The following is a 12,569-nucleotide window of genomic DNA, read 5'->3' on the forward strand; positions in this document are numbered from 1 at the left end:
TCGTAGAGCGTATGGAACTACCTCCACAGATCCCTCGAGCCAACAGCCCCTTAGGCAGAGCGATTGGAAAATTGATGCTAAAGCTAATGGGCTGGAAAATTCGCGGCCAGTTTCCCAATAGTAACAAGTTTGTCGCTGCAGTGGCGCCTCACACTTCCAATTGGGATTTTTTTATTGCCATTGCCGTTAAGCTAGCATTGGATGTCGACATTCGCTTTCTTGGTAAACACAGTATTTTTATCCCGCCTGTCAGTTGGTTACTGCGTCATTGGGGTGGCATTGCGGTACGTAGAGACTCACCTCACGGTATGGTTGAGCAAGTTAGCCAGATTTTTGCTGAAAAAGATGCCTTAGTATTGGGGCTCGCGCCAGAGGGAACCAGAAAGCACACACCAGAATGGAAAAAAGGGTTTATTTATATCGCACAAGCCGTCCAAGTGCCCATTGTACCCATGGCCATCGACTATCGTAATAAGACCTTTATTATTATGCCACCCGTACCGCCTGATGCCGAAGAAGATGTTGATATGCTGCTTGCCAAAGTAAAGTCAGGATATTGTAAGGCCATGGCAAAATACCCCCAGCAAGTTTCTGGCATGTAGCAACTAAACAGCCATAACACACGTCTGGTAGCAGTAAAGTTTGGCGTTTCATGGCATTAAACTACATCAAAACCAAAAATGTAAACAATTGTTAATGAAACTTACCTTTTAATATCATGAAGATATTTCAATTTAATGACGTCAATTGAAAACAAAAAGTTAAAATTAAGTTGCTATAAATAATCGAATTTGAATATTATTTCATCATTGCTTCGATGATGAGATTAACTAATGCGTATATTTATTGTTACTGTACTGCTGACACTGATTGCCGCCGCCTTTTGGGTTTTAACTCAACACAACACCTCAACCACAGCGAAGGTCGCTGTAGTAGCTCAGCCTAATTCAAAGCCCAGCGCTGAGAAAGCAAAAGACATCACAGCGCCAGAGAAAAAGATAACAAAAAAGCAAGCTACCGGCACCAAACCGAGTTTACCTGCATCCGGTTTTTATGCCGTTAATAAGCCCTCCACTGAAGCTAAGCAAATCTTGCAGGCGGCTAACGTATTGCCCAAAGATCTTAATAATGAAGCCTACATTGAGTTTGACTTGGACTCGTTAAGAGCACTTGAGCCTGGCCAAAACTTCGAATTATTGATCCCACAAACACAAGCCTCATTTATTGCCGAGGTGACCTCAATCTCAGAGTCAGGCAATGGCGATAAAAGTATATTTGGCAAAGTCACTGGCGTTGATGGTCGTTTTCATACCACCGTATTAACGGTTGGTGAGAATGCCGTTTATGGTCAGCTGACCGTCCCCAGTGGTAACTATGTGTTTGAATCCAAAGATCAATATGGCTGGATAGCAGCCAAGCGCGACCTCTATCGCTCCCATCAAGAAGAAGAAATGCATCCATCGCACGCCAAGGAGCCATCTTCAGGCGTGCAAAAAGATATCTTTAACCCAAAAAGTAACATTAACTAAAAGAAAGGAAGAAAAATGGAAACAACAGTAAAGGTACTATCGCTGGCAACAGCACTCACGCTATCCTCGGCGGCATCAGCGCAAACCATTGATATTGGTATTTTATATACCGATCAGTCTGCTGCGGCAACAGCTAACATTAATACTAAGATCAACCAGTTAGTTTCATTTACTAATCAGGTATATAGTCAGAACAACTTAAATCTAAATTTGCGCCTAGTGGGCACTCAAAACCTAGGTAATTACGATATTCGACCGACAGGTGGTTGGCTAAACAGCGTAACTGACAGCGGTTACCTAGCCAATTTACGTAATAATTGGGGCGCTGATATGATCGCAGTGATAGGCACAGCTGAACGTACCGCTCGCGGAACAACCTGTGGTATCGCATGGGTGGGTCAAGGCAGTAGCGCTACGGGTAACCTAAATCCCAGTGCCTCTGGTCGTATGTACAGCATTACCGCTGTTGATTGCGGTGCGACCACATTTGTGCATGAACTAGGCCATAACCAAGGGCTTACTCACTCACCAGCGCAAGGTGATACCAGTGGCGGTGTGTATGTGGATGGCATGGGCTATGGTGTATATAACCAGTTTGCTAGTATCATGGCTTACCCGCATGTGTATGGTAATGCCACTCAGTATGACTACTTCTCTAATCCAAACTGGTCATTGAATGGCTATACTTATGGCGAATGGGGCAAAGCATTTGCTTGGAAAACAGTCGATGCGACAAAAAATAGCATAGCAAACTTCAAATAATCGCGACTGCTCAAATAACTAATAAGCCCGCTTTATGCGGGCTTATTAGTTATAAAAATGCCGTTTTACTGTGCCATCCACTTATTAATCTCACGGTACATAAAATCTCGGATCAAAGGTTGAGCTTGCTCATTGGGGTGTAAGTTGTCGTCTTGCATTAAATCCGGCTTGCCGGCGACTTCCAACATAAAGTAGGGCATTAAGTAACTATCTGTGGCCTCTGTCACCGCCTTATAACTGGCGGTAAACATTGACGTGTAGCGTGGCCCAAGATTCGGTGGAATTTGGATCTCCATCACCGCCACTTTCGCCCCTGCTTGTTGGCTAGCACGAACCATCTCAGTTAAGTTGGAGCGCAGGCGCTTAACTGGAAAGCCGCGCAAACCATCATTGCCTCCGAGCTCAATTAACACATGGCTCGGTTGAATATCCTGAAGCTGTTGCGCTATCTTGGCAAGCGCGTTCCCAGTGGTTTGCCCGCTGACGCTGACATTGACGATTGCGATCGATTTTTGTTCCGAATCGTATTTATTTTGTAACAATTTTACCCAACCATCATCTTGTTTCATGCCATAGGCGGCGCTTAAGCTATCACCAACTATCATGAGTTTTTGCTTGGCATTTGCGCTCAAAGGCGTCATAAAGATAACAAGTATGAACAACAACTTTAGGAAATAGTACTTCATGTCAGTGCTTTCTCAGTTAAATATGATCCAAGTAAAGAGCCTAACTAAACAGGTCTCTACCGTCGAGGGTGAGCTCACTATCCTTAGTGATATCGATTTCACTGTCAAGTCGGGAGAGTCCGTTGCCATTGTCGGGGCCTCGGGTTCTGGTAAATCCACCTTACTCAGTTTGTTAGCGGGGCTCGACATTGCCAGCCAAGGAGAAGTGTTTCTTGACGGTGACCCACTACAAACCATGAATGAAGAAGCCAGGGCACAGCTTCGCGCTGAAAAAGTCGGCTTTGTGTTTCAGTCTTTTATGCTAGTGCAAAGTTTAACTGCGTTAGAAAACGTGATGTTACCTGCTGAGTTGGCGGGAGACAAAGGGGCCAAACAACAAGCCACAGAATTACTCGAAAAAGTTGGCTTAGGCCATCGCTTAACGCATTACCCATCGCAGTTATCCGGTGGTGAGCAACAGCGTGTTGCTATAGCCAGAGCCTTTGTTGGCAAACCAAAGATTTTGTTTGCCGATGAGCCTTCGGCGAACTTAGACAGCAAAAATGGCCACCTCATTGAGAAGTTACTGTTCGATCTCAATAAAGAAAATGGCACCACCTTGGTGTTAGTCACCCACGATGAACAACTGGCACAACAGTGCGATCGCATCATTCACATTGAAGGTGGTAAGCTTGAAGTGATAAAGCAAGGAGCAGCAAAGAATGTGGTTTAAGTTAGCACTTACTCTATTCTCGCGAGAGCTGCGCAGAGGGGAGCTAACCATTATCCTTGCAGCCATCGCACTGGCGGTGTTAACGGTGTTTAGTTTATCGTCCATCACCGAGCGGATCCGCCTTAACATTGAACAAAAGTCGGCTGACTTTATTGCCGCCGACAGACGCCTATCCAGCAACCATGACTTCGACCCCAGCTTTGTCAGTACGGCCCAAGACTATGGCTTGAACACCGCCAAGCAAGTGTTTTTTGACTCTATGCTGTTCGCCAATGACGAGCTGGTACTGGGTTCAATTAAAGCCGTCTCAGAGTCGTACCCACTAAGAGGGCAAGTGACCCTGAAAGATACCATTGACGGCTCAGAGTACTTAATACAAGGTGCACCAAAGCCAGGCCATGTGTGGCTTAGTGAAGGACTATTTTACTCCTTAGGGCTTGCCGTTGGTGACTCAGTGGAAATTGGGGCAGGGCGTTTTCAAGTTAGTAAAGTGCTAATTAACGAGCCCGATGCGCCGTTTTTCTCCCTTGCAGGAAATAAGCGAGTACTTATTAACTTTGCTGATATTCCCACCACCAAAGCCATACAACCAGGCAGTCGGGTGTTTTATCGCTTGCTGTTTTCAGGCTCTGAGACACAGCTAAGCGATTATTACGCTTGGCTAAAGCCACAATTAAAAAACAATCAGTCTTGGCAAGGCATTAAAGACCGGCAATCGCCGCTGGGCGAAAATCTAGCACGCTCAGAGAGCTTTTTATTGTTAGCGGGCCTGTTCGGTATTATGTTGGCAGCGGTGGCCATGGCGGTATCAGCCAAGCGCTACTGTGAGCGTCAATACGACCCCGTAGCCATGATGAAAACCCTTGGCGGTAGCCGTTCTACCATCCGTCGTATTTACCTCTTACACTTGAGCCTAGTGACCGTGTTCTCGGTAGTGATTGGTTTGGTCATTGGTTATGCACTGCAAAGCGTGGGGGCTTCTTACCTTATTTCCTTTATGGATACCAGCCTACCACCGGCAGGGCCGCGTCCTTGGCTGCTGAGCATTGCCGTTGGTGTGGTGTGTGCAATGATGTTTTCGTTAAAGCCGCTGCTGGATTTATTTGATATACCACCTCTTCGGGTATTGCGCCGCAACCTTGGCGATAGCATTGCCATTAGCCGTATTCACATGGGGTTATCGGTAGCCACCATTTTTGCCTTAATGTGGCTATTCAGTCGTGACATTAAAATCACTGCGATTTTATTCTCTGCCACTGCTTTACTGATGGCGGTATTATTTGTGGTGTCGCGGTTGCTGTTTAAAGCAGGTCGCAGTCTGGGCCTAAGCCCAGGGTCAAGTTGGTCTTTGGCAATAGCAACCCTACAAAAGCGCGCCAATGCTAATGCCATTCAGCTGATCAGCTTTGCGCTGGCGATAAAGCTAATGCTGTTTTTGGTGGTACTGAAAAATGACATGATTTCCGACTGGCAAATGCAAGTTCCACCTGATGCCCCCAATGCTTTTTTCATTAATATTAATGAACGTGAAATTGCACCAATGGCGGCTCAATTTGAACAAAACGCCATTCCCCATGAACACTTTTACCCTGTTTTTCGTGGCCGAGTAAATGCCTTAAACGGCGAAGAGTTTGCCCGCAGAGCCTCGTTACAAGAAGGTGAGCAGCAAGACGAAGAAGCCAGAGAAGGAGTCGGTCGCGAGCTTAGCCTTACTTGGCTTAATGAGCTGCCTGAAGGCAATGAAATTGTTGCAGGGCAATGGTTTGATGACACCGAGCAATTACAGGTGTCGGTTGCAGAAGGGGTCGCTGAAAGAGTGGGCATTGCGGTTGGCGATACCCTGAGCTTTTTGATTAACAACCAAACCATCGAGGCTAAGGTAAGCAGTATCCGTAGTGTAAACTGGGGCTCACTGAAACCCAACTTTGTGATGATTTTTAACGCTCAAATTGCCGGGCAATTTCCAGTCACCTACTTTACTGCAGCCAAGCTTGGTAGCGAAGACAATGAAACCATTAGCGCACTATTAAAGCAGTATCCAACCATTAGCATGATTGATATCCAAAGTCAGATAAAACAAGCGCAGTCGATGATTTCGCAAGTATCCATGGCGATCAGCTTTGTTTTAAGTATCGTGCTAATTAGTGGCTCTTTGGTGCTTATTTCACAAGTGCAAGCCAGCCTTGCTGAGCGGATTCAAGAAACGGTGATTTTACGGACTCTGGGTGCCAAAGGCCGACTGATTAAGCTCGCTACCTTATATGAGTTTTTGATGTTAGGAGCGTTAGCAGGACTGGTTGCAGCCATTGTTAGCGACATCACCTTATTTGTTATCCAAGTGCAAACCTTTGATGTGGCCGGAAGACTACACCCTTATATTTGGCTGTTAGGGCCGGCTACTGGGGCATTGTTTGTGGCCGCAATTGGCTACTTTATGGTGGCTAAAACCATGCGCCAAAACACCCAAGGTTTGCTCCGAAAGCTTGCCTAACCAAGGGCCTGACAGCGACACAGCCTGTCAGGCTCGACCTTCTCAGCGCCTTAGGCTGTGGTGATCTTTACAAACCCCAGCTACGTACCTACCTTTAATGAATAACTCAACACAGCGTTGCATGTTAAGGATACGACATGGATAGAATACCAGTGCAAGGTATTATTTTTGATCTCGATGGCACTCTTGTCACCTCAGAGCTCGACTTCTCACTGATAAGAGCGCAAATAGGCTGCCCCAAGGATACCGATTTATTAAGCTTTATTGCCGATTTACCGTCTCCCTATATGCAAGAGGAAGCTATGAGCATTGTGCATCAACATGAGTTATCCGATGCCCAACATTGCAGCGTTATTCCCGGAGTACCAGAAACTTTAGCTCAACTTATTCATCATGGTGTGCCTTTGGCCGTGGTAACCAGAAATTTTACCAAGGCAGCTGAGCTAAAATTAAAAACCGCTGGCTTGCCCATACCGCTTCTGCTTACCAGAGACGACGCCCCAGCCAAGCCCGATCCCAGCGCCTTGCTACAGGTTGCTCAGTCGTGGCAGGTAGCACCAAGCCAGTGTGTGTACGTTGGCGACTACTTGTACGACATAGAAGCGGCTAAAAACGCCCAAATGCGCTCTTGTTTATATGCTCCCGGAGTAAAACCGCATTATGCCGACCAAGCGGATATCGTCATCGACCATTTTGAGCAGTTGATTTCAGCGCTTTACCAGTTTGCACCGTCAAAACCTAAAGACTATGCCTAGCAGGCGAAGCACTGGTCGATGTAATGCCCCTTTACAGCCAATCTCACCGAGGTATTGTCGTTAGAGTGACATGATAACAGTGACCGTTACCGAATAGCTGCTATTGGGTATAGCCCAAACCCAAATGTCTTGGTAAAATCTTGTGCAATCTTTTTAAAAACGAGAATTAAGATGGGTAGAGCATTTGAAGTCCGTAAAAACGCCATGGCAAAAACGGCGGCGGCAAAAACAAAAGTGAACTCCAAATACGGAAAAGAAATATACGTAGTGGCTAAAAACGGCGGCGCCGATCCAGACATCAACTTGTCATTACGTCGCCTTATTGATAAAGCGAAAAAAGATCAGGTTCCGGCTCACGTTATCGATAAAGCCATTGAAAAGGCCGCTGGCGGTGCAGGTGAAGATTACTCTCCTGCGCGTTATGAAGGATATGGCCCAGGTAACAGCATGATTATCGTTGACTGCCTAACAGACAACATGAATCGTACCATTAAAGATGTACGCTTACCGTTTACCAAAACTGGTTCTAACCTAGGTAGCCCTGGCTGCGTTGCACACATGTTCGACCACTTTGCTATTTTGGGCTTTGCGGGTGATGACGACGAGTCAGTTTTGGAAGCGCTAATGATGGCCGATGTTGACGTAACGGATGTCGAAGTAGAAGATGGCAAGGTATCGGTTTTTGCACCGCACACCGAGTACTTCAAAGCCAAAACGGCACTAACAGAAGCGTTTGATGGCATTACTTTTGAAGTTGACGAAATTACTTGGGTACCACAGACCCACGTAGAAATTGACGACCAAGAAACCATCGAAGCGTTTGAAAAACTTATCAATATGCTTGAAGACGTTGATGACGTTCAAAACGTCTATCACAACGCCATTGTGACCAAGTAAATCACATTAAAACAGGCCGCCAATGCGGCCTTTGTTATTTTTTGTAGTGGCGCAGCAATATCAGAGGGAACAACAATACTAATGATTGCGATAGGGTATACATCACCCAATTCACGTTTCTCGCCACAGGAAAATAGCCCAAGCCATTATTACCGAACAACCAAAACTGCCCAATAACCGCATCAGCTAGGGTGGCCAGTAAAAAGCCCGCCGCTACAGCCATCAGCATAATGTCGTTGCGCTTCAGCGCGAAGGTTGCCAATATAACCGCAAACACCCCAAGGTTTGCCATTAATACCGTGTACCCCCCAGCCAGCAGCAGTGAGTAGTGACTCGCCGAGTTCAGCGACATCATCACAAAACTCAGTAACCCCATCCCCGTAGCCAATGCAATGGCAAGCCACAGAGCATTACTTGAAAGCCCTATTACTTGGCGTAAAAAACGCAGCAGCAGATACAACAGCAAGCCATAACCGGGGGCAAAAAACCAAATAGAGTCGATTAAATAGTCATGGCGAATAACAGGGTCTTGACGATGGTATTGCTGCCATAGGTTTTGATTGACCAGATCGCCGGCGCTACAGAACAGCACACTAACCCAACACACTTTAATGGCCTTTATGGCAGAGGAAAGGGGATGTACCAAGGCAACCTGTTTAACCCGCCAAGCCAACCATAATATGCTAGCAATGGTTATCGATGGCAATACAAACTGTAATAATAATTGCTGACTTTGCCACAAAGCGGTACTGGCCAATACCGCCGTAATAAGTGCCATAACATTAGCAAAGGCCGCAAGGGAATAATAGCTTACTTCCTTTAGCATAATATTCTGTCTCATGTTTTTCTTTATTAAGCCCAAAGAGGGACCACAAGCAAGAACCAACTACAAACTATAGGAAGCCTTCGCATCCAGCCAAGTTCTTGGTATTTTGAAAGCTTCTAGGTTAATTTTAGTTAAGTGTATTTGCTTTTCTTGGGTGTAAAAATTTCACTTAAAAATTCGAGTAATTCTATTTTCTGAACTCTTACGAGAAGTTATTAACCTAGCTGGAAGCGCAGCTTATGGAAAGAGTTTCTAGCGCACTTAGCGACGTTTTGACTTATTCATGAGATATTCTTGACAATAAATTCATGGAAATCTAGGGGGGGATTCAGGTGGCTTAAGCATTGTAACTCTCTTTTCTTCAAGTCTGCGAAACAAACATCCAGTATTCATCCACTTAATTGATAACTAAAAAATAAATTAAGGTCTTTGCATTTAAGCTCTAATTCGTGAGAGTGACAATTGTCACATGCAATTGATGACAATTTCCAGTTATCGAAGTTGCCAATCACTTCCATAATAGCTCTCGAAGACTCGATAACTAAGCGGATAATTATTATGAAGCATTCTATTCTTTTTACATTCCTTTTCAGTGGTTCAGTACTTGCAAATCAAGCCAACATTGATGCCATTGAGCAAGCAGCTAGGTCACTTAACCACAACGAACTAGCACAACTTGTAAATCAAACCAGTGGCTATGACAAAGCTTTAGCAAACTATCGTCTATCCATTGCACATAGTTTAAATGCGAATACTGATGCGGCACATAACGCCCTCGATATGGCTATCGAACAGCTTGTTAAATTAACAGTGCTAGAAGCAGAGAACGCTGAGAACTGGTCACTACTTGCGCAAGCTTATGGATACAAAATTAGCCTAGCACCGATGAAGGGGGCCTATTATGGACCAAAATCAGCAAGCGCCCTATCCAAAGCTTACCAGCTTGCTCCAAACAACCCAAGAGTTCACCTTGTTAAGGCAGTTAGTGAATACAACAAACCAGCCCTGTTTGGCGGTAGTAAACAAGCAGCTAAGAAATCGCTCGACAAAGCGATTTCCCTATTTCAACAAGACAGTGCAATCGATACTAAATGGGGTTATGCCGAAGCGTATGTATGGCGAGGTTTAACTCATATAGAGTTAAATAATCGCGAACAAGCGATTTCGGATTGGCAACAAGCACTGGCTATCGAACCCAGTTATGGCTGGCCACAGTTTTTAATTGAGCAAAACCAATAAAGTAAACCTGTAGCGTAAGCCCATCATCAGTGATGGGCTAATCAAACTAAAAAATCAATCGACCGGATAAAGTCAATGAAAACACTCGATCATTACCGCCAAGAATACAAACAGAAAAAATTAATCACCATGCCTATCGCAGGTACCATTGTATGGTTTTTGCTTGGCTGCTTAAGTTTATATTTACCTGAAGAGAAAATGGTGTTGCCACTCTATATTGGTACAGGTTCGATTTTTTATTTAGCGCTCTTTCTGTCTAAATTTACTGGCGAGAAATTGCTAGTCAAAAGCAGCGAAATGAACCCATTTGACAAGCTTTTTCTATATACTGTTGCCATGTCATTTTGTGGTTTTGCCATCGCCATCCCTTTTGGAATTGAGAACCATACCTCGTTGCCGCTAAGTATTGGTATTATATCTGGCCTTATGTGGTTACCTATTTCATGGACATTAGAGCACAGCGTCGGGCTGATACACACAATCCTACGCACTTTATTGATTGTTGCTGCTTGGTACGTTTGGCCCGAAATACGCTTTACCGCCATTCCATTTCTTATTGTGTTTGTATATGGCATAAGCATTACCCAGCTTTATCTAAGACACAAAAAAGTACATCAATCACTGACACAGCAAGTAGAACAAGCTTCTGTTACACGATCAGTACAAAACCATTAACATTGGGATTGATATTTCTTCAACTATCGCCCCTCAAAGTCAGTGATATTAGTTGCTAAAATACTTGTATCAGTCCTGCACACTCGATAGCGTGTTCAGTAATAAATAGCTGTTCTAAGTCGGGTGTGGAGTTTTACAAGCGCAAGTTGCGCATCAAATTAAAAGCATAACAAGCACTAAAAGCAATCAAGAATACCTGCTTTACCGATACACCCAATCGAATAAGTTGGCTTTCCTTGCTAGCTTAGAGGCTTCATAATCCATTCATAAATTTTCTCGTTAACTTATTGCACTATTGGAGAGCTGCATGATGAGGCATAGCTCAATATCGAAGGTGCTTCGTTTTGAAGTCTAAGCATATGATCCATGCCCGCAACAATTTGAGTTTCCCTTTGGCTTGGAGAGATTTCTGAAATTAAGAGAGTAGCATCTGGATGACGCTGAAAACCCTTGCTAACTCCAATGTCCAATATCGGGTGCCGGTTATTTTTCAGAAAGGATTTGACGCCATAGTTGAACGTCTCTCGGTAAAATTTAGTGCTCACCCTATTAAAGTCCAGGTATATTCTTTTAGCTTTGGTTTTCTCGATCTTACGTCTAAGTTTTTGCATAGTCTCTAACCGCTTTTTAGTATATAAAACAGGCGCGCTAACTTTCCTTTTACTCCCGGCATTTGGTCTAAATCGCGGTATAATATCTCAGCGTTATTGACGCCATCCTCCTCAAACTCCTACGGCTGGCGCACAACATAAAGATACCAGCTATATTTGGCCCCTTTTTGACGCTTTTGACGCTATTTCAGGCGCTAAGACCGCACCTTCATTATGACCAAGAAGATAAATGGCCTTTGGGTCTCGTTAATGTAGTTAATTGGTGTACAGGCATCTTCTACCATCTCAAACAAACCAGCTGTTTAAATTCCCTTCGCTTTTTCCACATCCTCTTTTGTCATAACGAAAAGAAGAGATCCCTTTTCCTGCCAAATACTCCGCAATATATTTATATTGCCATCACAATCTTGATCACCACTGCCATGAATCATAACAACGCAAGGGGGCAGGGGGTCACATTGAGGTACTAGAAGAGAACCTGATAGGTTTATTTTATTCAGTTTGAAATTTACTTCTGAGTGCAAACCAAACTCCTTTTAAAAACATAAACCTACAGTAATAGTTACCTAACCACAGACTAATAACTTACCAAGATGGTGCAACAACCAGCTGGCTATGGTTCTAACTTAATGGTTATGTGAATTCTAATTACAGGCAGCTGGACCAATAATTGATTTTTCTTGCGGTAACTCTTGTGCAGGCTGCGGGTATTGCTTTGCAAACTCTTTCTGAGTATTCGAAAACTCATCTTTGACTAAAATTGATGAGTTATGAGTCGAAAAAAATATGTATTCATTAGGACCATCTACATCAAAATATATATCTCCAATATAATTCGCAGCACCAGGTTTAATCACAAATGTTCCCAAACAATTTAAATCAGGGTCGACAAAATCCATCCCCTGCATATACATTACTTTATCAATCGAATGTGTGCCTGCAGTCATTGGGAATACAAATAGCTTTTCATCATTTTTCACCACAAAGCTATAGTTATCTAAATTTTTATTTGTATTTTTGGTTAAGAACTGTGCAGAAGAAGCACCTGACATGGTAAATTTAGCCACAACTAAACCTGTATTTTCTTTGAGCGGCTTAGTAGGATCGTAAGTTTGAGCGCATGCAGTTAAGAATAGTGATAATAAAACAGGTATATATTTCGGCATTTAAACCTCAAAAATTAACATGAACTAGCATGTTAGTGTTGAATAATCAATTTAGGGCTGAGCCTGACCCGCTTGAAGTATCAGAGCTGGGGCTGTTTATGTTATTGCTTTGCTTAAAAAGGCCTAGTAATAGGCAATTTCTCGGTTAGCTGGTTCAGTCAGCTTTACCGTTTGTTTTTTTAATTTTTTTGCATTACTCAGCGCTTCTTTGTTCCTATTA

12 protein-coding genes are annotated in these 12,569 nt (G+C 43.9%); 9 read left to right on the plus strand and 3 right to left on the minus strand.

The genetic code is table 11. The annotated features are described in order from the left end of the window. Positions 1-11: 11 nt before the first annotated feature. The 3 genes from ACNKW2_RS00970 (at position 12) to ACNKW2_RS00980 (ending at position 2,291) form a co-directional block, all read left to right on the plus strand. Positions 12-602 carry a 1-acyl-sn-glycerol-3-phosphate acyltransferase gene (locus ACNKW2_RS00970; RefSeq protein ID WP_419146879.1) on the plus strand — a complete coding sequence of 197 codons (591 nt, stop codon included), beginning with the start codon at positions 12-14 and terminating at the stop codon, positions 600-602. Between the two features lie 231 nt (positions 603-833). Continuing rightward, the gene (locus tag ACNKW2_RS00975) at positions 834-1,529 is read left to right on the plus strand and encodes a hypothetical protein (protein WP_419146880.1); all 696 of its coding nucleotides are present in this window, start codon (positions 834-836) and stop codon (positions 1,527-1,529) included. 15 nt (positions 1,530-1,544) lie between these two features. Continuing rightward, the gene (locus tag ACNKW2_RS00980; protein WP_419146881.1) at positions 1,545-2,291 is read left to right on the plus strand and encodes a reprolysin-like metallopeptidase; all 747 of its coding nucleotides are present in this window, start codon (positions 1,545-1,547) and stop codon (positions 2,289-2,291) included. 65 nt (positions 2,292-2,356) lie between these two features. On the opposite strand, the gene ACNKW2_RS00985 is transcribed toward ACNKW2_RS00980, so the two are convergent. Further along, the gene (locus tag ACNKW2_RS00985; RefSeq protein WP_419146882.1) at positions 2,357-2,977 is read right to left on the minus strand and encodes an arylesterase; all 621 of its coding nucleotides are present in this window, start codon (positions 2,975-2,977) and stop codon (positions 2,357-2,359) included. Between ACNKW2_RS00985 and ACNKW2_RS00990 the strand changes: the two genes are divergently transcribed. The 4 genes from ACNKW2_RS00990 to ACNKW2_RS01005 all read left to right on the plus strand — a co-directional run bounded on the left by ACNKW2_RS00990 (position 2,976) and on the right by ACNKW2_RS01005 (position 7,832). Further along, positions 2,976-3,689, plus strand: a complete 714-nt coding sequence (locus ACNKW2_RS00990; protein WP_419146883.1) for an ABC transporter ATP-binding protein — start codon at positions 2,976-2,978, stop codon at positions 3,687-3,689. The genes ACNKW2_RS00985 and ACNKW2_RS00990 overlap by 2 nt on opposite strands. After that, positions 3,679-6,180 (plus strand): ABC transporter permease, encoded by a 2,502-nt coding sequence (locus ACNKW2_RS00995; protein ID WP_419146884.1) that lies wholly within the window; start codon positions 3,679-3,681, stop codon positions 6,178-6,180. Before ACNKW2_RS00990 ends, ACNKW2_RS00995 begins: the two co-directional genes overlap by 11 nt. Before the next feature lie 137 nt (positions 6,181-6,317). Continuing rightward, positions 6,318-6,935: an HAD family hydrolase gene (locus tag ACNKW2_RS01000; RefSeq protein WP_419146885.1), complete on the plus strand. Its 618-nt coding sequence runs from the start codon at positions 6,318-6,320 to the stop codon at positions 6,933-6,935. 171 nt (positions 6,936-7,106) lie between these two features. Beyond that, on the plus strand, positions 7,107-7,832 hold the full coding sequence (locus ACNKW2_RS01005) for a YebC/PmpR family DNA-binding transcriptional regulator (RefSeq protein WP_419146886.1): 726 nt from the start codon (positions 7,107-7,109) through the stop codon (positions 7,830-7,832). Between the two features lie 34 nt (positions 7,833-7,866). Here the strand turns inward: ACNKW2_RS01005 and ACNKW2_RS01010 are convergent, their stop codons facing one another. Then, on the minus strand, positions 7,867-8,673 hold the full coding sequence (locus tag ACNKW2_RS01010) for a hypothetical protein (RefSeq protein WP_419146887.1): 807 nt from the start codon (positions 8,671-8,673) through the stop codon (positions 7,867-7,869). Between the two features lie 543 nt (positions 8,674-9,216). Here ACNKW2_RS01010 and ACNKW2_RS01015 point away from each other — a divergent pair. Together ACNKW2_RS01015 and ACNKW2_RS01020 are read left to right on the plus strand one after the other, a co-directional pair. Beyond that, positions 9,217-9,897 (plus strand): tetratricopeptide repeat protein, encoded by a 681-nt coding sequence (locus ACNKW2_RS01015; protein ID WP_419146888.1) that lies wholly within the window; start codon positions 9,217-9,219, stop codon positions 9,895-9,897. Positions 9,898-9,972: 75 nt separating this feature from the next. After that, positions 9,973-10,572 carry a DUF7010 family protein gene (locus ACNKW2_RS01020; RefSeq protein WP_419146889.1) on the plus strand — a complete coding sequence of 200 codons (600 nt, stop codon included), beginning with the start codon at positions 9,973-9,975 and terminating at the stop codon, positions 10,570-10,572. A gap of 1,255 nt (positions 10,573-11,827) precedes the next feature. On the opposite strand, the gene ACNKW2_RS01025 is transcribed toward ACNKW2_RS01020, so the two are convergent. Further along, on the minus strand, positions 11,828-12,349 hold the full coding sequence (locus tag ACNKW2_RS01025) for a hypothetical protein (RefSeq protein WP_419146890.1): 522 nt from the start codon (positions 12,347-12,349) through the stop codon (positions 11,828-11,830). Positions 12,350-12,569: the final 220 nt, after the last annotated feature.

Source organism: Pseudoalteromonas 'SMAR' (genome assembly GCF_048515945.1).
Lineage (GTDB): Bacteria > Pseudomonadota > Gammaproteobacteria > Enterobacterales > Alteromonadaceae > Pseudoalteromonas.

What these genes read in the sequence shown, in the direction of transcription:
- ACNKW2_RS01020 (WP_419146889.1), top strand. Translation starts at nt 9,973, where the DNA reads ATGAAAACACTCGATCATTACCGCCAAGAATACAAACAGAAAAAATTA.
- ACNKW2_RS01010 (WP_419146887.1), bottom strand. Translation starts at nt 8,673, where the DNA reads ATGAGACAGAATATTATGCTAAAGGAAGTAAGCTATTATTCCCTTGCG.
- ACNKW2_RS00990 (WP_419146883.1), top strand. Translation starts at nt 2,976, where the DNA reads ATGTCAGTGCTTTCTCAGTTAAATATGATCCAAGTAAAGAGCCTAACT.
- ACNKW2_RS00980 (WP_419146881.1), top strand. Translation starts at nt 1,545, where the DNA reads ATGGAAACAACAGTAAAGGTACTATCGCTGGCAACAGCACTCACGCTA.
- ACNKW2_RS00995 (WP_419146884.1), top strand. Translation starts at nt 3,679, where the DNA reads ATGTGGTTTAAGTTAGCACTTACTCTATTCTCGCGAGAGCTGCGCAGA.
- ACNKW2_RS01005 (WP_419146886.1), top strand. Translation starts at nt 7,107, where the DNA reads ATGGGTAGAGCATTTGAAGTCCGTAAAAACGCCATGGCAAAAACGGCG.
- ACNKW2_RS00970 (WP_419146879.1), top strand. Translation starts at nt 12, where the DNA reads ATGGAACTACCTCCACAGATCCCTCGAGCCAACAGCCCCTTAGGCAGA.
- ACNKW2_RS00975 (WP_419146880.1), top strand. Translation starts at nt 834, where the DNA reads ATGCGTATATTTATTGTTACTGTACTGCTGACACTGATTGCCGCCGCC.
- ACNKW2_RS01025 (WP_419146890.1), bottom strand. Translation starts at nt 12,349, where the DNA reads ATGCCGAAATATATACCTGTTTTATTATCACTATTCTTAACTGCATGC.
- ACNKW2_RS01000 (WP_419146885.1), top strand. Translation starts at nt 6,318, where the DNA reads ATGGATAGAATACCAGTGCAAGGTATTATTTTTGATCTCGATGGCACT.
- ACNKW2_RS01015 (WP_419146888.1), top strand. Translation starts at nt 9,217, where the DNA reads ATGAAGCATTCTATTCTTTTTACATTCCTTTTCAGTGGTTCAGTACTT.
- ACNKW2_RS00985 (WP_419146882.1), bottom strand. Translation starts at nt 2,977, where the DNA reads ATGAAGTACTATTTCCTAAAGTTGTTGTTCATACTTGTTATCTTTATG.